General features: G+C 66.1%; 14 protein-coding genes. 11 read left to right on the top strand and 3 right to left on the bottom strand.

From position 1 onward, the window contains the following. Positions 1-5: 5 nt before the first annotated feature. The 11 genes from QUE38_RS06310 (at position 6) to QUE38_RS06270 (ending at position 16,809) form a co-directional block, all read left to right on the top strand. Positions 6-1,562, top strand: coding sequence for a LuxR family transcriptional regulator (locus tag QUE38_RS06310; RefSeq protein ID WP_286310783.1), 1,557 nt, complete (start codon positions 6-8; stop codon positions 1,560-1,562). Then, positions 1,517-1,627 (top strand): LuxR C-terminal-related transcriptional regulator, encoded by a 111-nt coding sequence (locus QUE38_RS06305; protein ID WP_286311681.1) that lies wholly within the window; start codon positions 1,517-1,519, stop codon positions 1,625-1,627. The genes QUE38_RS06310 and QUE38_RS06305 overlap by 46 nt, the downstream gene beginning before the upstream one ends. Positions 1,628-1,789: 162 nt before the next feature. Then, positions 1,790-2,935 (top strand): class I SAM-dependent methyltransferase, encoded by a 1,146-nt coding sequence (locus tag QUE38_RS06300; RefSeq protein WP_286310781.1) that lies wholly within the window; start codon positions 1,790-1,792, stop codon positions 2,933-2,935. 43 nt (positions 2,936-2,978) lie between these two features. Beyond that, the gene (arfB, locus tag QUE38_RS06295) at positions 2,979-3,416 is read left to right on the top strand and encodes an alternative ribosome rescue aminoacyl-tRNA hydrolase ArfB (protein WP_286310780.1); all 438 of its coding nucleotides are present in this window, start codon (positions 2,979-2,981) and stop codon (positions 3,414-3,416) included. A gap of 64 nt (positions 3,417-3,480) precedes the next feature. After that, positions 3,481-4,206 (top strand): RCC1 domain-containing protein, encoded by a 726-nt coding sequence (locus QUE38_RS17495; RefSeq protein ID WP_350227585.1) that lies wholly within the window; start codon positions 3,481-3,483, stop codon positions 4,204-4,206. Further along, positions 4,191-5,378, top strand: coding sequence for an RCC1 domain-containing protein (locus tag QUE38_RS17490; RefSeq protein WP_350227584.1), 1,188 nt, complete (start codon positions 4,191-4,193; stop codon positions 5,376-5,378). Before QUE38_RS17495 ends, QUE38_RS17490 begins: the two co-directional genes overlap by 16 nt. Before the next feature lie 174 nt (positions 5,379-5,552). Further along, positions 5,553-8,675 carry a BPTD_3080 family restriction endonuclease gene (locus QUE38_RS06290; protein ID WP_286310778.1) on the top strand — a complete coding sequence of 1,041 codons (3,123 nt, stop codon included), beginning with the start codon at positions 5,553-5,555 and terminating at the stop codon, positions 8,673-8,675. Between the two features lie 92 nt (positions 8,676-8,767). After that, positions 8,768-11,326, top strand: coding sequence for a site-specific DNA-methyltransferase (locus QUE38_RS06285; protein WP_286310776.1), 2,559 nt, complete (start codon positions 8,768-8,770; stop codon positions 11,324-11,326). Positions 11,327-11,457: 131 nt separating this feature from the next. After that, positions 11,458-12,240, top strand: a complete 783-nt coding sequence (locus QUE38_RS06280) for an FRG domain-containing protein (RefSeq protein WP_286310774.1) — start codon at positions 11,458-11,460, stop codon at positions 12,238-12,240. Positions 12,241-12,509: 269 nt separating this feature from the next. Continuing rightward, positions 12,510-13,967: a reverse transcriptase domain-containing protein gene (locus QUE38_RS06275; protein ID WP_286310773.1), complete on the top strand. Its 1,458-nt coding sequence runs from the start codon at positions 12,510-12,512 to the stop codon at positions 13,965-13,967. A gap of 58 nt (positions 13,968-14,025) precedes the next feature. Continuing rightward, positions 14,026-16,809 (top strand): ATP-dependent helicase, encoded by a 2,784-nt coding sequence (locus QUE38_RS06270; RefSeq protein ID WP_286310772.1) that lies wholly within the window; start codon positions 14,026-14,028, stop codon positions 16,807-16,809. A 107-nt stretch (positions 16,810-16,916) separates the two neighbouring features. On the opposite strand, the gene QUE38_RS06265 is transcribed toward QUE38_RS06270, so the two are convergent. Genes QUE38_RS06265 through QUE38_RS06255 form a run of 3 tightly spaced genes read right to left on the bottom strand, consistent with a single transcriptional unit; the run spans position 16,917 to position 20,689 of the window. Continuing rightward, on the bottom strand, positions 16,917-18,503 hold the full coding sequence (locus QUE38_RS06265) for a long-chain-fatty-acid--CoA ligase (RefSeq protein ID WP_286310770.1): 1,587 nt from the start codon (positions 18,501-18,503) through the stop codon (positions 16,917-16,919). 45 nt (positions 18,504-18,548) lie between these two features. Then, on the bottom strand, positions 18,549-19,766 hold the full coding sequence (locus QUE38_RS06260) for an acyl-CoA dehydrogenase family protein (protein WP_286310768.1): 1,218 nt from the start codon (positions 19,764-19,766) through the stop codon (positions 18,549-18,551). Continuing rightward, positions 19,766-20,689 (bottom strand): phosphotransferase family protein, encoded by a 924-nt coding sequence (locus QUE38_RS06255; protein ID WP_286311679.1) that lies wholly within the window; start codon positions 20,687-20,689, stop codon positions 19,766-19,768. The genes QUE38_RS06260 and QUE38_RS06255 overlap by 1 nt, the downstream gene beginning before the upstream one ends. Positions 20,690-20,762: the final 73 nt, after the last annotated feature.

Below are 20,762 nucleotides of genomic sequence, written 5' to 3'. Positions count from 1 at the left end.
CCGGCATGTCCGACGCGAGCGTCCTGATCGACGCGGCGCGCACGGCCCATCGCGAAGCGAATTGGCGCGAGGCCCGGGCGGGCTTCCTCGCGGCGAACGCCGATGGCGGCCTCGCACCGAGCGACCTGCGCGCGCTCGCCGCGAGCCAGTGGTGGCTGAGTGACATCGACGGATGCCTCGTGTCGCTCGAGTCGGCCTACCGCGCGTCTCGCGCGGAGCACGACGAGGTCGCCTGCGCCGACACCGCGCTGCTCATCTCGTTGCTGCGCCTCACGCGTGGCGAGCTGACCGTCGGCACCGCGTGGGCGCGGCGGGCGCAGCGCCTGCTGGCCGACCGCCCGGACAGCCTGTCGCACGCCTACCTCGCCTACCTCGAGGGCGCCAGCGGCATCGCCGCGGGCAGCGAGGACCTCTGGACCGAAGGCTCGGTCGCCCGACTGCGTGAGCTCGACGCCACCCTCGACGACCCGGCGGTCGGCGCGATCGCCGCCGTGGTCGAGGGCATGCGCGCGATGCGCTCGGGCGACGCGGCCGGCGGGTTCGGCAAGCTCGACGAGGCGATGCTCGCGGTCGTCGGGGGCGACGTCGCGCCCGAGTGGGCCGGCGACATCCTCTGCATGACGATCCACGCCTGCTACGAGCTCGCCGACTACCGGCGCATGGCCGAGTGGACGCACGCGACCGAACAGTGGTGCGCCGGCTACGGCGCCGACGCGGTGTACGTCGGCGTGTGCCGCGTGCACCGGCTCGAGCTGCGCAGCGCCGGCGGCGACTGGACCGAGACCGAGTCCGAGCTCGAGCGCGCCTGCGCCGACCTGCAGTCCGCCGACCCCTGGGTCGCGGGCGAGGGCTGGTACCAGGTCGGCGAGATCCGGCGGCTGCGCGGCGACGCCGCCGGTGCCCGCGCAGCGTACGACCAGGCCCGCGAGCTCGACATCGACCCGGCCCCCGGCGAGGCGCTCCTGCAGCTCGCCGAGGGCGACGGCGAGCGGGCGTGGGCGCTGCTCACCTCCGCCCTGATCGGTCGCGACCGCCTGGCGCGGGTGCGACTGCTGCGCGCAGGAGTCGAGGTCGCGCTCGCGACCGGCCGCGACGCAGATGCCCGCGAGCTGCGCGACGAGCTCGTCACCGCGGCAGACGACTTCGGCACCGACGGCTTCCGCGCCTGGTCGGAGCACGGCAGCGGCATGGTCGCACTCGCCGGCGGCGACCCGGCCGGCGCAGTGGAGGCGTTCCACCGCGCGCTGGGCCTCCTCACCCGCCTCGGGCTGCGGTGGGAGCAGGCCAGCATGCGGTCCTGGATCGCCGCGGGCCTCGACGCGCAGGGCGACGCCGCGGCGGCAACGCAGATGCGCGCCGACGCTGCGGCGGCGTTCGATCGCCTGGGCGCGATCCCGGTCGCCGTACAGAAGCGCCCGGAGGCGCCCCGCACCGGACCGCTCACCGAGCGCGAGGGGAGATCCTGGCGCTCGTCGCGCAGGGGGCATCCAACCGCGACGTCGCCACCCGGCTCTTCATCAGCGAGAAGACCGTCGGTCGCCACCTGGCGAACATCTACCTGAAGCTCGGCGTCGGCTCCCGCACGGCCGCCGCAGCATGGTGGCGGGACTCGACCGACGGTTCGTAGGCGGTTCGCCGCCCCGGCTCGCAAGGCCCACCGCCCATCCCGTGCATCACGCTATGCAGACCGCCCCCCACGGATGCATGATTCGGCCGATGAGCCGCACCCTTCCCGCTCCGTAGCTTCGGAAGTGCCGACGACGCGTCGGCACGACATGGAGGGGACATCATGACCATCACCGAGCACGAGGCGCGGGTCGCGCCCGAGCCCATCGACCCCGAGCGGGAGACCGGCACGGCCGACACGGTCGACGACGCCGCAGTCGACGCCTTCGGCGAGCGCATGTTCGCGTCGATCCTCGGCGCGGTCGAGACGATGGCGGTGCACGTCGGCGGGCGCCTCGGCTGGTACGACGCCCTCACGGGCGGCGCCGCACGCACGGCCCCCGAGCTCGCCGCCCACACCGACACCGATGCGCGCTACGCGCGGGAGTGGCTGGAGCAACAGGCATCCGTCGGCATTCTCACCGTCGACGACCCCGCGGCGCCCGCCGACGAGCGACGGTACTCGCTGCCGGCGCACGCCGAGCCGGTGCTGACCGACCGGAGGAACCTCGCCTACATCGCGCCACTCGCGCGCATGTTCGCGGCCGCGAGCCAGGCGATGCCCGGTATCCTCGACGCCTATCGCACGGGCGGCGGCGTGAGCTGGCAGCAGTTCGGCGCCGACGCCCGCGAGTCGCAGGCCGAGGGCAACCGCCCCTGGTTCGACGCGATGCCCGCGGTGCTGGCCGACGTGCCGCACGTGCACGAGGCGCTGTCGCAGCCGGATGCACGCATCGCCGACGTTGGCATGGGCCTCGGCTGGTCGTCGATCGCGCTGGCGTCGGCGTACCCGCAGCTGCGCGTCGAGGGCTTCGACGTCGACACCGCCTCGGTGGTCGCCGCGGGCGAGAACGCGCGCGAGGCGGGAGTCGCCGATCGCGTGCGGTTCCACGAGACGGATGCCGCTGAGCTGGCCGAGCACGGCCCGTTCGACGCGATCTTCGCCTTCGAGTGCATCCACGACCTGCCGCACCCGGTCGAGGTGCTGCGGGCGATGCGCGACGCCGTGCGCCCGGGCGGAACGGTCGTGATCATGGACGAGGCGGTCGCCGACGCGTTCGCGCCCAACGCCGGCGACCTCGACCGGCTGATGTACGGATTCAGCCTGTTCGTCTGCCTGCCCGACGGCCGCTCGCACGGGTCGAGCGCCGCCACCGGCACCGTCATGCGCCCCGACACGCTGCGCGCCTACGCCCGCGAGGCCGGCTGGAGCGACGTGCGCGTGATCGTGCCCGAGTTCGGCTTCTGGCGCTTCTACGAGCTCAGTTGACGGATGCCTCGCACAGCCCGCCGTCCCGGGGCATGATGGGCCCATGCCAGCCGCCCATCGCCCCGGACTGCGGGTCACCGCCGGGCTCACGATCCCCGAGTCGGAGCTGACCTGGCGCTTCTCGCGCTCGTCGGGCCCGGGTGGGCAGGGCGTGAACACCGCCGATTCCCGGGTGGAACTGGTGTGGGATGTCGCGGGCTCGGCGGTGCTCTCCGCGCAGCAGCGCGAGCGTCTGCTCGACCGCCTCAGCGGTCGCCTGGTGCATGGCGTGCTGACGATCGCCGCATCGGAGCACCGCGCCCAGCTGCGCAACCGCGACGCCGCGCGGACGAGGCTGGCCGCGGTCGTCGGCGACGCCCTGCGCCCGCCGGCGCCGTCGCGCCGACCGACGAAGCCGAGCCGCGGCTCGAAGGAACGCCGCCTGAGCGCGAAGAAGCGCCGCACCGACGTCAAGCGCCTGCGCCGCCCGCCCGTCGACTGAACCCCACCAGGGACGGCTCGGCGCTGCTGCTGCTCACCGAGCCTCTACGTGATCCGCGTCTGCCATGCTTGCGGCAGGGCTAATAGAGCCTTCACGCATCCAGCGCTTCCGACGGGGTGATGTCATTTCAGACGGCATGGTAACCATCGATCTCGATCCTCGCGCATTGGCCGGAGCCGCGGTTTGGCGCCTCCCAGAGGGTGTCATCGCGGTAGCGGCCGGCGGGCAGCACACCTTAGTCCTGACTGCAGGCGGCTGTGTCCTTGCGTCCGGAAGCAACGAGCGAGGACAGGCCGATGTTCCGCCTGATCTTCGCGACGTCGCGGCAATTGCTGCAGGCTACGCGCACAGCCTTGCGCTGCGTCGGGATGGAACCGTGGTCGCCTGGGGCAACAACACCCGCGGAGCCACATCGGTGCCGCCGAGCCTGGCTGATGTGGTCGCCATCTCCGCTGGAGGCGGGCACTCCGCTGCTGTTCGTCGGGACGGCACCGTGGTCGTCTGGGGACAGCTCGGAAGCGGCCCAGTTGACGCCCCCGCGGACCTAGCTGACGCCGTTTCGGTGGCATCCGGTTGGGAGAGCTGCTTCGCAATCCGCTCAGGCGGCGGCGTTGCAGCGTGGGGCACGTCACAGTCTGGTTCTCCCCAGGTTCCGACGACCCTGACGGAAGTGGTCTGTATCGACGTCGTTGGCGGACCGTCTCCTGCGTGGGTCGCCGCGAAGAAGGATGGCATGGTCGAAGTCGGGGGTTGCGTCTCGCTGCCCCACTGGAGATGCTCCACGACGTGACGCAGGTGGCTGCTGGCGAGATGCACATCCTCGCTCGGCGACAGGATGGGATTGTGGTGGGTTGGGGTGCTAGCCCTGTACGTCACACAGTCCCCCACGGCCTGAACGACGTCAGCGTGATATCCGCTGGAAATGATCACTCGTTGGCACTGCGAAACGACGGGTCGGTCGTCGCATGGGGCAAGAATGCCTACCAGCAACTTCATGGCCCCAGCGGCTCCACGGTCGAGTTCGTTGGTTGGGAGGGCGACGGGTACTACCTTCGCTCGTTGAACTCGCGGATTGACCCATACGAGCGCCAATACGGGCCTCGGCAACCCGGCAGGGCCGCAGGTACAGGCTTCCAGCTGGATGCAGAGTTTGAGCGGTTCGTCATTAGCCGGCTCGGCCATCAGCCACGGCCAATCGGTGCTGAAACGAGCAGTCCCCGCTACGTGGCCGGTGCCGGCGAAGTCCTGCTGGACATCTTGGTCCTCGCGAACGACACGTCGGGCAGGGACGCTGCTTCCTCCAAATTGGAACGAGACATTGCGAATGGCGACCCAATTGCGCCCATGGCGAAGCACCTTGTCTTGATGTGGGCGTCACGCGTATCTGCCGGGACCGAGACGAGTGTCAGCGAGTTGGTCACTGAGGAACTCACACCTCTGGTCGTCCCGGCATATCGCTCGCTTATCCGGCTATTCGCCGGCACCGCCAGCGCTGATCGGCTTGCGACGCTGAAAGCTACTCTTGCTCGTCGTTCCGTCGGTGTCGACCCACTTCCAGGAGTCCTGCAGGACATGCTTGAATCGGCCGAAAGGGAGCGGTCGAGCCCAGCGGCACACACAGATCGTCCGGGAGCTTCGGCTCTCCGCTCCAACGCTCGCCAGACTGCGCAGCCAGCCCAACCAACGAGAACGTCACAGGGCGGTTGTTTTGTTGCTACCGCGGTGTATGGGTCGTACGACTGCCCGGAAGTGCGCGTACTCCGTCGGTACCGCGACGGGCAGCTTGCGCGGCATCGTGCTGGTCGCCTGTTCATCCAGCTCTACTACAAGGTGAGCCCTGCACTAGTGCGAGTTCTTGGCGACGAGGGCTGGTTCGTTCGATCGGTGCGTCCTGTACTCGATTTGCTCGTTGCCCGCTTGCGCCAAAGCGGCCTGGAGAGCGGCCCGTACGCTGACCAGTAGTGGATGGCTGCGTTCGGGGTCGGAACGGTGAAGGACCGGCTTCCGCGCGCCGGTAGACCGATGAGGCACTCGACGGTTGCCCCAGAAAGCGCGCTTGTCCACATCGATGCCGATGAGTGCGGCAATATGTGGAGGGCGGCCCCTAGCGGGTGGCGCCGATCCGGGGAGGGTTCCGTGTCCGACGTCAGCGCAGCGCTGTCCAATCCTGTGCTCAATTCGGCGTACGACGAGCCGGGACGACACTTCGAGATGGGTCCGAGTGGACCCACGGGCGACGTCATCGAGACGCGACGCCCGAGCGAGTTCTTCATCCCCATCCCGAAGCCGAAGCGCGGCGCGGGAAAGGCGAAGACCGCACCGCAGCCCACCCTGGACTTCTCGAATCTGACGGACGAGCGAGTCGAGCGCAACGACAAGATCGACCAGCTCCGCGACGCGCTCCGCGACTGGCGCCGCCAGAACTATCCGGGCGTGACTGCCATCAGCCGCAAGCTGCTGCTGCACTGGTCCGACCCGAGCCGCGAGGACCGCATCCTCTTCGCTCAGCGTGAAGCGGCGGAGACCGCGATCTACCTCGCTGAGGTCGTCGGACGCGAGAAGTACGACCGTTCGAGCCTGGCAGGCATCGACTGGCGTGACACTCTCGCGAACGCCAACGCTGAGCACAACGCCAACCTCCCGCGCGTCGCGCTTAAGATGGCGACAGGTGCTGGCAAGACGATCGTGATGGCGATGCTCATCGCCTGGCACACGCTGAACAAGGTGAACTCGCCCCAGGACTCGCGGTTCGTGAAGCGGTTCCTAATCGTCGCTCCCGGAATCACGATCAAGGATCGACTGCGAGTACTTCAGCCCACAGAGCCGCGGGACGTGAACTACTTTGATCTCCGCGGAGTCGTGCCCCAGGATCTGCGCGCCCAGCTCAATCAGGCTGACGTTCACATCATCAACTACCACCAGTTCATGGCACGGACCACGAGCGCCGGAAAGGGCATCAGCGCCAATACGCGCAAGTTGCTGCTGGCAGGCAAGCCGGACCAGGGCGCATTCACCGAGACGCCGCAGATGGTCGTCACGCGGGTACTCGACAATCTCGGCCGCGACAAGGGCGAGATCGTCGTGTTCAACGATGAGGCACACCACTGCTACCAGCCGAAGGATCTCGACGAGAAGCTCGACGCCGACACCAAGGAAGCGAACGAAGACGCTCGCGTCTGGTTCAAGGGTCTCGTCGACATCCGCCGCTACGGCAATAGGGGCAAGGAGGGGATCAAGACGATCTACGACCTGTCCGCCACACCCTTCTACCTGAAGGGCAGCGGGTACGGCGAGGGCTCGATCTTCCCATGGGTGGTCAGCGACTTCGGCCTGATGGATGCCATCGAGTCCGGCATCGTGAAGGTCCCGCGACTGCCAGTCGACGACAACGCACAGGCAGACCTCGTCACGTACCTCCACCTCTACGACCAGGTGAAGGACGACCCGTCCTGGCCGAAGCGAGTCGCGCTCTCGGCATTGCCGGCGCCCGGCACCTGGAATATGCCTGCGGTGCTAGAGGGCGGCATCCGTTCTCTGTACAAGTCCTACGAAGCGGCATATGAGGACTGGGAAGAACGGCTCAAGCCGTTGGACGAACCGCCACCGGTGATGATCGTCGTCACGCCGAACACGCTTGTCTCGAAGCTCGTCTACGACTGGATCGCCGGCTACGAGGTGACCGACGGCGAGCAGACCCGGCACGTTAAGGGCAACCTCCCTCTGTTCAGCAACGTCGAGGACGACCAGCCTGTCGCCATTCCGCGCACGATCGTCGTCGATTCGAAGCAGCTCGAGTCCGGTGAGGCGATGAAGGGTGACTTCAAGAAGGCCGCAGCCGAGGAAATCGACGCTTTCAAGCAGGCATACCGCAAGTCGAACCCCGGGGCGGATGTCGACAAGCTTGATGACTCCGACCTGCTTCGCGAAGTGATGAACACCGTCGGCAAGAAAGGAAAGCTTGGCGAGCACGTCCGCTGCGTCGTCTCGGTGGCGATGCTCACGGAGGGCTGGGATGCGAACACCGTCACCCACATCCTCGGGGTCCGCGCGTTCGGATCTCAGCTCCTGTGCGAGCAGGTCGTCGGCCGTGGGCTCCGCCGTCGGTCCTACGCGGCCGACCCCGAGACAGGGTTGTTCCCGCCGGAGTACGCCAACGTGTACGGCATCCCGTTTTCGTTCATCCCGAGCGACAAGCCGGTCGACCCGCCGAAGCCTCCGGAACCGAGCATCCGGGTGCAGGCGCTGGAAGACCGAGCCCACCTACAGATCGACTTCCCGGTGCTCTCCGGGTACCGGGTTGAGCTGCCCGATGCTCCGCTGATCTTCGACCTGGATGCAGCCGATGGCGTGGTGATCAACGGGAACACCGTCCCCAGCTGGGTAGAAGCGGCTGGGATCGTCGGCCAGAGCGAGCGGATCGAAGGGATCAAGGAAGCACGCGAGCAGGAGGTCGCCTTCGGTATCGCCAAGCGCACCCTTCGTTGGCTGTTCCCCGACACAGTCGATCGCAGGCCGTGGCTGTTCCCGCAGCTCGTCGAGTTCGCCCGCGACTGGCTCCGACACAAGGTGCACGTCGAGTCCGGGTACACGATTGGATTCCTGACGCTCGCCGAGCCGCAGGAGCTCGCCGCGCAGGCCATCGGGCACGCGATCGCGCGCCTGGACGACGCTCAGCGCCGACCCCTGATGAGGCCGATCCTCGCATTCGGCGGGCACACCCACAGCACTGCCGCGGTCTGGTTCGACACCCGCAAGAAGACCTTCGAGACCACGCTCTCGCATGTCTCGCACGTCACTCTTGACGGAAAAGACGGCAACACGTGGGAGCAGCGCGTCGCCCAGGTCTGCGAGACACTCGCCCGCGACGGCGTTCTGGCGAGCTATGTGAAGAACGACCACCTCGGCTTCGAGATCCCATACGTCCACCAGGGCCGCAGTCACCGTTACCTGCCCGACTTCCTGCTTCGCCTCGCAGCCGTGGACGGCGAGGAATTCACGCGCACCCTCATCGTCGAGGTTTCCGGCAGCCAGAAGAGCCCCGGGCCGACCAAGGCGAAAGCCGACACCGCCCGCAACATGTGGTGCACCGCCGTTAACAACCACGGCGCATTCGGGCGCTGGGGCTACCTAGAACTCGGCAAGGCCGGCGTCAACGATGCGGAGCACGTGCTCCGGCGGGCGATCGCCGACCACATCGCTGATCGCCCGATCGTGGGCGATCCCGACCTACTGTCCCGCTTCATCTTCGAGGGAGTCTGATGGCCCGCCCCCGCCAGCCCAAAGGCCCAACCCAGGTCACCGCGTACGACCATGACGATAAGCGGTCCAACATTCCCACAGCGGATGCTGCGGTGACCTTCTATGACGAGTCCAAAGAAGCACTGCCGCCTTTGCGATACCCGAGAAACGCCGAGCTTGACCCGCAGCTCGTCTGGAGAGGTAAGGACGCTCAGGACGGCGAACACCTCGTCGTCGATGCCCCGCCGATCTACATCCAGGAGAAGATCGCTCCTCAGGCGCTCGTCGAGAACCTGAGGAATCAATCAAAGGTCACGCCTTCCGACGAGGTCCCGAGCCTCTTCGACTTCGATTACTTCGATGAACTGGATGAACTGAGTGCGGTCGAGTTCTACCAGCACGAGGAGTCGTGGAAGAACCGGATGATCCTAGGCGACAGCTTGCAGGTCATGGGCTCACTCGCTGAGCGCGAGGCATTGCGCGGCAAGGTGCAGATGATCTACATCGACCCGCCCTACGGCATCAAGTTCGGATCGAACTGGCAGGCGCGTGCGTCGAGGCGCGACGTGAAGGACGGCAAGCTCGATGATGCCGCGCGGGAGGCGGAGCAGATCAAGGCGTTTCGGGATACCTGGGAACTGGGGATTCACTCCTATTTGACCTATCTCCGTGATCGTCTCGTCGTTGCGCGGGATCTGCTCACGGACAGCGGCAGTGTTTTCGTTCAGATCGGCGACGAGAATGTGCATCTTGTTCGGAGTCTGATGGACGAAATCTTCGGCATGGAGAACTTCATGACGCAGATCGCGTTCGCGACGACAAGTGGCGCGGGGAGCTTCGCCGGCGGAACCGATGTGTTGGCGAACGTCTTGAACTTCGTCGTCGCGTACTCGAAGGATCTCGGTTCAGCAAAGTATCGGCAGCTCTACCGTACGAAGTCTGTTGGTGGCGATGCATCATCGCTCTACACATCTGTCGAGTTGCCTGACGGATCGACCCGTCCCCTCACAAGAGACGAGCGCGCCGGGGCGACGCTCCCGGAGGGTGCTCGAGCCTATGGTGTGGACAACCTCACATCCCAGACGACGCGCGTTGGCCAAACCACCGTTTTTCCGGTGACGGTGAACGGCAAGACTGTTACTCCTCAGAAGGGCGGTTGGAAGACCAATCGCGTCGGCATGCAGCGCCTCGTCGACGCCGGGCGCGTGTATGCAGGATCGGGAGCGAATCTTGGCTACATCCGATACGTAGATGATTTCCCAGCTGCGCCGATCTCGAACCTCTGGACCGACACGCTCGGTCAGGGCCAGTTCGGCGGCGATAAAGTCTACGTCGTTCAGACTGCCAACAGGGTCATCGAGCGGTGCATGCTAATGGCAACTGACCCAGGCGACCTCGTTCTCGACCCGACATGCGGATCCGGCACAACAGCGTTCGTGGCTGAACAATGGGGTCGTCGCTGGATCACTATCGATACTTCTCGAGTCGCTCTCGCGCTCGCGCGACAGCGACTCGTCGGCGCGAAGTTCCCGTACTACGTTAAGGCAGACACCGACGAAGGCCGAAAGATCCAAGGGCTTCCGCCCGCGCTGACAGGCGGCGATCTACGGCACGGGTTCGTGTACAAGAAGGTCCAGCACATCACGCTGAAGTCGATCGCGAACAACCCTGATATCCGCGAGGGCATGACGCGCGAAGAGATCGACGCGGCGATCAAGCTGCATGCCGACTTCGAGTTGCTCTATGACAAGCCGGAGGAGGACAAGTCACGCGTGCGGGTCTCCGGCCCGTTCACTGTTGAGTCGCTGTCGCCGCACCGGAGTGTCTCGTTCAGCGAGGCCGACGACCTTCGCCCTGGCTCCACCGACGCAGACACGCCCTCGTTCGAGCAGTCCATCCTCACGAACCTGCGCGCCGCCGGTATCCAGAACGGTCGCAAAACGGAACGCCTAGTCTTCGAGTCGATCGAATCACACCCCGGCGCCTACATGCAGGCAATCGGCACGCAGAAGGAGTCGGCCGAGCAGCTTGCGATCGCCCTAGGGCCTCAGTACGGCACCGTCTCGGCATCCTTCATCAAGAACGCAGCGCGGGAGGCGGTCGATGCGGACATCCCGATCGTCGCTGTGCTGGGATTCGCCTTCGATCCGCAGCTCGGCGTTGAGACCGACGACGAGGGCTTCGCCGTCGTCGCCGGCGTGCGCGACCTTGGCCGCGTAAAGGTTCTCGTCGTCCGTATGAACGTTGATCTGCTCATGGGCGAGGAACTCAAGAAGACAGGCTCAGGCAACCTCTTCACGGTCTTCGGCGAGCCAGACCTCGGGCTTCGCTCAGTCGACTCCCAGTGGGAGGTGGAGGTGCGTGGCATCGACGTTTACGACCCGACGTCGGGCGAAGTGCGCTCGAACTCCACCAAGGAAATCGCGCTCTGGATGATTGACACCAACTATGACGGCGAGAGCTTCTTCGTGCGCCACGCCTACTTCCTCGGCGACAATGATCCCTACAAGGCGCTCAAGACCGCGCTCAAGACCGAGATCCATCCCGAGGCATGGGCGGCTCTATACCGCCCCGTCTCGGTGCCGTTCGATACTCCCTCGACCGGCAAGATCGCCGTCAAGGTTATCAACGACTACGGCGACGAGGTCATGAAGGTGCTTGAGGTCGGGTAGTGCCACGCTCGATCGGCGATGTCTGGAAAGCGACTGGGTACTCGGTCACGCCAACTTCTGCGACCGAGGTGATGGCGACCCTAGGGGCGATCGGTGCCTACAGCACGGGACAACGTTTCGCCTGGCGTGGAATGAGCAGCGCCGACTACACGGTCGAGGCCTCGATTCAGCGCGCACTGGCGAGGGAGAGCCTCAGTAACGACGAGGCTGCTGTTCGCGAGCGTGAGCTAGACACGCTCCAACGTGCACGAAACTGGGGTCTTGGCGTCGGACGGTATGGGCTGATTGATGATCTGCAGCTTCTCGCCGACTTGCAGCACTATGGGGTGCCCACTCGTCTTGTGGACTTCACGTCAAATCCAATGACTGCGCTCTGGTTTGCCTGCCAGGACCCGAGTATCGACGGCGCAAGCAAGAGCGGCCTACTGCTTGCGCTGAATGTCACCGGTTGGCCAGTGCACAGTTCCGGCGACGCCCCGCTCATGATGGGCAACTTGGCTTCTCCGTGGGCCAACACTCTCGAGCAGGCACTCACGGGAGATCCATTCCTCGTCCGAACAGTTGAGCCCAATGTTCGTGCGGCCGCGCAAGAGGGCTACTTCGTTGCAGGCCGGGTCCCAGACGGCGATTTCGGTGTCTTCCGAAGCTTTGGTGTTCCGTTCGAGTCGCTTCCGCCGGGAACTCTGGCGTTCGCCGGGGAACGTGGGCGGGGAGCGCCACGAAGGCTCCCGTTTGTCGCCGTCGTAATCAAGTCGAGCCTCAAGTCGAAGTTGCTTCGCTATCTGGACGGCAGCTATGACCGCTCGGCACGCAAGCTCTTCCCTGACTTCCCCGGTTTCCGCGAGTTTGGTACATCTGCCGGTTCAGGAGAGCCGTCCTCGGCTGTGGAGATCGTCGACGCAGGCGAAGAGTGACTTCGGTTACGATCGCCTCAGGCCCCCAGCGGGGTTAGGCCTCGCTCTGTTTGACCGCGAGCACGGATGATCGCCGTCCGCGGTACGCGCCCGGGTGCGTCAGCACTCTGGAAGTGACAACACAATTTGACGAGTGCGAAGCCGACCGGGGCGGGGCAACCCGCCCCGGTTTCGAAAGCGCGGGGGTTTCGATGTGGCACAAACTGGAGGACGCGATCACTGATCGTGCCAACACACTAATCGCTCAGCATGAGGCCTATGCGAAGGAGGTGGCGGACGAGAACATGCGGCGTCGCCGACGCACACGAGGAACCCCTCCTCTACGAGAAGCCATCCGCCCTTCAATCTGGGAGATTGACCCGGGCTTGAACCCATATCTCGTCCGTGCTCGCGCTCCGAGGATCGCGCGAGCGATTACTGCCAAGCTGAAAGCCGGGACCTATACGCCCGGACGACCGGCGGGATTCACCGTCCCGAAGCCGGGTGGTGGCGAGCGCATCGTCAGCATGTTTCCGATCGCTGACGAAGTCATTTCGAGCAGGCTCTTCGTCAGTTTGAGGAAGAAGAACACGGCGCGGCTCAGCTCGCGAGCGTACGCCTACAGATCGGACCTCACGCCCCACGACGCGATCGCCTACATGCGCGCTGAGTTCTCGCGCGAACACCGTCTCTTCATCGCCGAATACGACTTCTCGAAGTTCTTCGACCACATCCGCCACGACCACCTTGTCCAGACAATCGATCGCATCGGGGTCATGGCTACTCCCATCGAGCTTCGCCTGATCGAGGGCTTCCTACGAACGCCTGCACCGTTCCTCGACGCTCGTGATCGTGCTCTCGACGCAGCCCCTCGGGAGGTCGGCGTTCCGCAGGGGACGTCGATCAGTCTCTTCCTTGCTAACCTCGCAGCGGCAGATCTCGATCGGGCACTCGAAAGGCTCGGCGTGGGGTTCGCGCGGTACGCCGACGACACGATGATTTGGAGCCCGAACTACGAGAAGATCACGCAAGCCGTCGAGGCGCTACACACAGCCTCCGACGCGATCGGCCCTCAGATCAACGCGGCCAAAAGCCCTGGTGTCTCACTCCTCGTGCTCCCCGAGAGCAGCGAGGCGGAGATGCGAAGCACCACTCAGGTTGAATTCCTCGGCCACGCGATAGGCATCCGCACGACGAGCATGCGATCACGTTCAGTTCATCGCATCAAGCGTCACATTCTCGAGTTGATTCACAGCAACCTGATCCGAGAGCCCGTAAACCGCTCACAGGATCCGTCACGGTTGGCAGGCGGCATAGATCGTGACTACGTGGTCCTGGTGTATCAACTCCGACGCTATCTCTACGGAACTCTCAGCGAGACCTCGATTCGTCGGTATCAGTCGGGTACGGTCCCCAAAACCAGCCTCCGCGGCGTTATGGCATACTTCCCGCTCGTTGACGATGGCGAACAACTCCGCGGACTCGATGGATGGCTCAGCAAGACCGTATGGCTTGCGCTGAAGAAGAGGTGCCGCCTGCTTGCGGGGGAAGGCGTACCGTGTCCACCACCGCACGGGTTGGGGCGTCCCGATCTCTTCGGATTCCGACCGGAGATCCATCCCAACACGGTGCTCGACCTTCGCCTCCCGAGCTTTGTGCGGGCTGGCGCTGTCGTGCGCAAAGCGATCGCAGCGCACGGTCTAGACGTAATCTCAGACGCGCATCCGCTGTACCTCTACGAGGACTAAGTGAGTCCCAGACACAGTCCCGCCCGAAGTGTCTGACCTCGGCGGTAGCCTCGCGGTGATGCCCGAATACACTCCATCTCAACAGGCTGCAATCGACGAACTCGCTTCGCCTCTCCAGCTGATCGCTTGCGCGGGTTCCGGCAAGACGCAGGTGATTTCGCAAAGAATTTCGCGGATCCTAGACCTCCCGGGTGCGCGGCCCGGGAACGTGATCGCGTTCACCTTCACTGAGAAAGCCGCGGCGGAGCTGAAGGAGCGTATCCACCGCATCGTTCACGACGAACATGGCGAGATGACGGGCTTGGCCGAGATGTACGTGGGTACGATGCACGGGTTCGCTCTCAACCTGCTGCAGACCTACGTGCCCGAAGCGTTCAAGTACGGAGTCCTCACGGACATAACGCAGCGTCTGCTGATTGACCGTGAATCGACGAAGTCAGGGCTCACGACATGTCCCTCTACCGCCCCGAGCCGGCCGACGCTGTGGCGCTACGCAGACTCGAAGCTGTACATGCAGGTGCTCTCGATCCTTCAGGAGGACGAGGTCGACTTCGAGCTCGTGCCTGACGGGGTCGCCGACAGCTTGCGTTCGTATGCGGACCTTCTGTCGCGTCGGAAGTACTTCGACTACACGGCAATGATTGCTACCGCTGTCGCCTTCCTTGAGTCCGATCCTGATGATCCCGACCTCACCACCCCAGAGTTGGAGCTGTTGCGGCATATTCGCGAGGACATCAAGTATGTCGTCGTCGACGAGTACCAGGACGTGAACCCCCTTCAGGAGAAGCTGATCGCCGGCCTCATCCGGTGGGGCGCTAACCTCTGTGTCGTCGGCGATGACGATCAGACGATCTACCAGTGGCGTGGCTCCGAGGTCTCGAACATCCTCACCTTTGCCAACCGGCACGACGATGTCCACACGATTGAGCTCGCCGACAATTTCCGTTCGTCCAAGGGCGTCGTGCGCTTGGGCCGCACCATTGCTGAGTGGCTCCCACCAGATGAGCGACTTCCGAAGGCGATGGAGTACGCATCGCATCAGGTCTGGGAGCGAGGTGACATGCTCGCACTAGAGTTTGCGGGTCCAGATGAAGAAGCCGCATGGATCGTCGATCGCATCGAAGCACTGCGGGGGATGCCTTTCACCGACACACCTGATGCTGCACCGCGAGGACTGTCATGGTCGGACTGCGCGGTGCTCTATCGCACTGTCAAAGACGCCGAACCTGTGGTCGATGAGTTCCGGCGCCGCGGCATCCCGTACATCATCAAGGGACTCGCGCGGTTGTTCGATGCGCCGGAGATCGAGGCACTCGTTGGCATGTTCCAGTTCATGGTCGGTGAGATCGATGAAGCCGCCCTGAGGAGCCTGTTCGATCAGGCCGACATTCTTGGCTCACCCGAACTGTTGGCACGCGGCATACGGATTCTCGAGGAAGGCTCTGACTTCAGTCGCGGCGACCGGTGGGGCACCTACAACGTCCAGCGTCTCTACCTCGACGTGCTCGAGGCGATGGACGTCCGTGAGGCGACGATCCCTGGCACGCCTGCGCGGGCAGAGTTGGTGATGTACCAGCTCGGGAAGTTCTCCCAAGTGATCTCAGACTTCGAGGCGATCAACTTCGCGTCCGACCCGAAGCGCAAGTACGAGGGATTCGTCCGATTCATCACAGATGATCGACAGGCACCGGCGTACTACGAGGAAGCAGACGACGATGCAGGATTCGCCACGCCTGACGCGGTCACGATCACGACAGTCCATCGGGCGAAGGGGATGCAATGGCCGGCCGTATTCGTGCCGTGCTTGAGGAAGAACCGCTTCCCCATTCGCGCGAGCGGCGGCGTGAACGTGTTCCACGTAGTACCAATCGAAGCAGTCCCGAACGGCGCTCGATATCGGGGCGGTCTCTCGGAGGAGACTCGACTGTTCTACGTCGCAGTCACTCGCGCGCAGAAGTACCTTTACATGTCCTGGGCACCCATCGCGTCCAACCAGCAAGCACGACGCCAGTCCGACTTCTTCCGTGATGCGTCCGGCTCCGACTGGGTGCTCACGGCCGACCCAGGATTGCCTATCGTGGAACGTCTCACGTCGGTGCCGAAGACGGAGACACCGGCGATCGCCATCTCGTTCTCCGAGCTGAAGTACCTGCTGGAGTGCCCTTACCAGTTCAAGTTGCGGTTCATGTACGGGTTCAACCCGCCCATCCATGAGGCGCTCGGCTACGGCAAGGGTCTCCACGACGCGCTCGCCGAGATGCACAAGCGCGCGCATGCCGGAGACGTGCCCACCAAGGCTGAAGCTGAGGATCTCGTCAACCGCCACCTCCACACGCCGTACGCATACCCGGCGCTACGCGATCAGTTGCGTCGGGCGGCCTTGAAGGCGCTGAACAACTACTTCGACGACCACGGGGAGGATCTCACCCGGACCGTGCACTCAGAGAAGCAGATCGAGGTGGTCGTCGCGCCGGGCGTCACGGTTGACGGGCGCGTGGATCTCATCAAGAGGCTCGAGACGGGGGAAGTATCGATCGTCGACTTCAAGTCGACGGAAGACGCGCAGAAGACCGCTACGACCCGCGATCAACTCAGTGTCTACGCGCTCGGGTACCAAGAACTGACTGGCGAGTCAGCGGACCGGATCCAGGTGCTCAACCTGGATGAGAAAGGCGACCACCTCAATGAGGGCGTGGACGCTGAGCTCCTTGACACGATCCGTGCGAAGATCGAAGCGGTGGCTGCGGACATCCGTGCCGACCAGTTTGAGTGCGGTCACGATCACTCGAAGGACACCGCCTACAACGATCTTGCGTGGCTCACCACGGGGGCACCCGCGTAGGTGCCCCCGGCGGCCGCTACCCCGGCCCACCAGGCAATTCGCAGAGCATCTCTGGCTTGACCCGGTGACTACCAACGACCACACGGCACGTGCGGCCGCTAGTGACCTCAGTTCGTCGCCACCGCCGCCGAGTACCGCGCCACGAGCTCCCGCTTGAGCACCTTGCCGCTCGCGCCCAGCGGCAGCTCGGCGACGAAGTCGATGTGGCGGGGGTACTTGTAGGCGGCCATGCGTTCCTGGGCCCAGGCGATGAGCTCGGCCTCGGTGACGGATGCGCCGGGCTCGAGCACGGCCGCCGCGTTGACCTCCTGGCCGCGGGTCTCGTCTGACAGGCCGAAGACGGCGATGTTGGCGATGGCGGGGTGCTGGATGAGCACGGCCTCGACCTCGCTCGGGTAGACGTTGTAGCCGTTGCGCACGATCATGTCCTTCTTGCGGTCGCAGATCGTGATGTAGTCGTCGTCGTCTTTCGTGCCGATGTCGCCGGTGCGGAACCAGCCGTTGGTGAACGCCGCCTCCGTGGCATCCGGCATCGCCAGATACCCCGCGAACAGCGCGTGCCCGCGCACCACGATCTCGCCGGCCTCGCCGTGCGGCAGCAGCACGATGCGATCCTCGACCTCGGCGTCGGCGATCTCCACGTCCACACCCCAGAGCGGAGTGCCCACGGTGCCGGGGCGGGTCGGCACGCCGACCGAGTTGAACGCCACGGTCGGCGACGTCTCGGTCAGCCCGTAGCCCTCGTGCACCTCGGCGCCGAAGGTGCGCTCGAACTCCTCGAGCACGCTCACCGGCAGCGCTGCCCCGCCCGACACGGCGAACCGCAGCTGCGGGTGCTCCGACTGCGTGCGCGCCGCGTGCAGCAGTGCGATGTACATCGTCGGCACCGCCGTGAACAGCGTCGCCCCGTGCCGGGTCATGAGCGCGAGCGCCTCGTCGGGGTCGAACTTCGGCAGCAGGATGATCGCCGCGCCCTTGCGGAACGAGATGTTCAGCACCGCCATCTGCCCATACGTGTGGAACAGGGGCAGGCCGCCGAACACCACGTCGTCGCTGCGCATCGGAAACGTGTCGATGAGGTTCGCGTTGACCTGCTCGATCATGCCGAGGTGCATGCCGACCGCGCCCTTCGGCTTGCCGGTCGTGCCGCTCGTGTAGAGCACCGTAGCGGCCTCCATCGGCGAGACCGACGCGTACCGCTCGATGGGCAGGGCAGCGGATGCCTCGTCCTCCAGCCGCGGCACCGGAACCTGCTCCTTCATGGCGTCGGGCAGCAGCACCGAGACCATCGGCACGCCCGCACGCGCGGCGGCGGCGCCGGCCTCCTGCAGCATCGGTGCGGCGACGACCGCGAGCACCGCGCCCGAGTCGCGCAGCACGTACTCGATCTCGTCGGCCTTGAAGAGCAGGTGCACCGGCACGACGACCGCGCCGAGCGAGAGCACCGCGTAGTACACCCGCGCGAAGTCGGGCACGTTCGGCACGATCATCGCGACCCGGTCGCCCGGGCCGACCCGGCGGTCGCGCAGGGCGCCGGCGTAGGCGCGGGTCTGGTCCCAGAGCTCGCCGTACCTGACCTGCTCGTCGTTCCAGATGAGGGCCACGTTGTCGGGCTGCCGGTGCGCGGTCTCGGCGAGGATCGCCGCGATCGACATGGTCGCGCGTCCGTAGCCCTCGATGATGCGGTCGGTCATGGTCGGTGCCTTTCGTCGTCGTTGACGGTGCGTGTGCGGGGGAGGTCAGGCGGGTTCGCGCAGCTGCGCGCGCCCCAGGGAGTTCAGGTGCACCTCGTCGGGGCCGTCGGCGAGGCGCAAGGTACGGGCGGCAGCGTACATCTCGGCGAGCGGGTGGTCGCTCGAGACTCCACCGCCCCCGTGCAGCTGGATCGCGCGGTCGAGGATGCCCTGCACGGTGCCGGGCACGGCGATCTTGATCGACTGGATCTCGGTCATCGCCTGCCGGTTGCCGACGGTGTCCATGAGCCACGCGGTCTTCAGCACGAGCAGGCGCATCGCCTCGAGCTCGACGCGCGAGCGGGCGATCCACTCGCGCACCACGCCCTGCTCGGCGAGCGGCCGCCCGAACGCGACCCGCGACCCGGCGCGCTCGCGCATCAGCTCGATGGCGCGCTCGCCCATGCCGATGAGGCGCATGCAGTGGTGGATGCGGCCGGGCCCGAGCCGCGCCTGGGCCATCGCGAACCCCTCGCCCTCCCCGCCGAGCAGGTTCGCGACCGGCACGCGCACGTCGTGGAACGCGACCTCCGCATGCCCGCCGTGGTCGCGGTCGTCGTAGCCGAACACGGTGAGCGGCCGCACGACCTCGACGCCGGGGGCGTCACGGGGCACGAGCACCATCGACTGCTGGCGATGGCGCGCAGCATCCGGGTCGGTCTTGCCCATCACGATGAACAGCGTCGCGTCGGGGTTCATCGCCCCCGTCGACCACCACTTGCGCCCCGAGATCACGAACTCGTCGCCGTCGCGACGAATGCGGGTGGCGATGTTCGTCGCATCCGACGACGCGACCTCGGGCTCGGTCATGCAGAAGGCCGAGCGGATGCGCGCATCGAGCAGCGGCGCCAGCCACTCGTCGCGCTGCTCCGCGGTGCCGAAGTCGTTGAGCAGCTCCATGTTGCCCGTGTCGGGCGCCGCGCAGTTCATCGCGACCGGCGCGAGCTTCGGGCTGCGACCGCTGAGCTCGGCGACGGGCGCGTAGTCGAGGTTCGACAGCCCAGCGCTGCCGTCGTTGCGGGTGCCGGGGAGGAACAGGTTCCAGAGGCCGCGCTCGCGGGCGGCCCGCCGCAGGTCGTCGACGACCGGGCGGAAGTTCCACTCGCCGGGGGTCGCCGCGAGTTGCGCCGCGAGCACCGGCTCGGCCGGCAGCACCTCCTCGTCGAGGAACCGGCGGGTCTCGTCGGCGACAGCGGCGGCGCGGGCGCTGGGTGCGAAGTCCATCAGGCGTCCTCCTCGAGCGCGCGCAGGCCGTACCGCGCGAGCGGCGCGACGAGGTTGCCGATGCCGTCGAACCCGGGCCCGAGTGTCTCGCCGGCCTCGTGCCGGTAGTGGATGCCCTCGAGGATGATCGCGAGCTTCAGCGCCGCGAACGCGAGGTACCACGACAGCGACGGCAGGCGGATGCCCCTGAGCTCGGCGTACCTCGCACAGAGCTCGTCGAACTCGGGATACCCGACCGCCGGGTCGATCGCCGTGAGGCCGAGGTCGGGCGAACCGAGGCCGACCTCGGCGAGGTTCCAGTAGAGGCCGAGCAGCCCGAGGTCGGCGAGCGAGTCGCCGATGGTCGCCATCTCCCAGTCGAGGATCGCCGCGACGCTCGCGCGGCCGCCTGCGTCGTGCGCGACGAGCACGTTGTCGAGCCGGAAGTCGCCGTGCAGCAGCGACGTGAACCGCGTCTCGGGGATGTCGTTCGCGATGCGCTCGAGCAGCCGGTCGAGCTCGGGCACGTCGCGGCTGCGCGAGCCGTCGTACTGCTGCCCCCACCGGCGCACCTGGCGGGCGAGGTACCCGTCGGGGCGGCCGAAGTCGGCAAGGCCCACGTCGGCCGGGTCGATCGCGTGCAGGGCGGCGAGCGTCTCGACGAGGCGGAAGCCCAGGCCGCGGAGCGTCTCGGGGTCGTAGCCGGCGTTGTCGGAGGCGGCGCGCAGGATGCGTCCCTCGACGAGCTCCATCAGGTAGAAGTCGGTGCCGACGCCCGCGGTGCCGTCGGCGTCGTCGACGAGCACGTAGGCGGCGGGCACGGGCACGTCGGTGCCGGCCAACGCTTGGATGATGCGGAACTCGCGGGCCATGTCGTGCGCGGTGCGCAGCACGTGCCCGAGCGGCGGGCGACGCAGCACCATCGGGCGGGCGCCGCCGTCGATGCGGTAGGTGAGGTTGGACTTGCCGCCCGCGAGGAGGGTGGCGGTGAGCGGCGCGCTGTCGAGCGAGCCGGTG

It is taken from the genome of Agromyces mangrovi (genome assembly GCF_030296695.1).
GTDB lineage: Bacteria > Actinomycetota > Actinomycetes > Actinomycetales > Microbacteriaceae > Agromyces > Agromyces mangrovi.
The sequence above is the reverse complement of the archived record's forward strand: the minus strand, read 5'-3'. Positions and strand labels throughout refer to the sequence as shown.

Coding starts and splice junctions, on each gene's coding strand:
- QUE38_RS17495 (WP_350227585.1), top strand. CDS start 3,481: ATGCTTGCGGCAGGGCTAATAGAGCCTTCACGCATCCAGCGCTTCCGA.
- QUE38_RS17490 (WP_350227584.1), top strand. CDS start 4,191: ATGCTCCACGACGTGACGCAGGTGGCTGCTGGCGAGATGCACATCCTC.
- QUE38_RS06280 (WP_286310774.1), top strand. CDS start 11,458: ATGAGCAGCGCCGACTACACGGTCGAGGCCTCGATTCAGCGCGCACTG.
- QUE38_RS06310 (WP_286310783.1), top strand. CDS start 6: ATGTCCGACGCGAGCGTCCTGATCGACGCGGCGCGCACGGCCCATCGC.
- QUE38_RS06270 (WP_286310772.1), top strand. CDS start 14,026: ATGCCCGAATACACTCCATCTCAACAGGCTGCAATCGACGAACTCGCT.
- QUE38_RS06300 (WP_286310781.1), top strand. CDS start 1,790: ATGACCATCACCGAGCACGAGGCGCGGGTCGCGCCCGAGCCCATCGAC.
- arfB (WP_286310780.1), top strand. CDS start 2,979: ATGCCAGCCGCCCATCGCCCCGGACTGCGGGTCACCGCCGGGCTCACG.
- QUE38_RS06265 (WP_286310770.1), bottom strand. CDS start 18,503: ATGACCGACCGCATCATCGAGGGCTACGGACGCGCGACCATGTCGATC.
- QUE38_RS06260 (WP_286310768.1), bottom strand. CDS start 19,766: ATGGACTTCGCACCCAGCGCCCGCGCCGCCGCTGTCGCCGACGAGACC.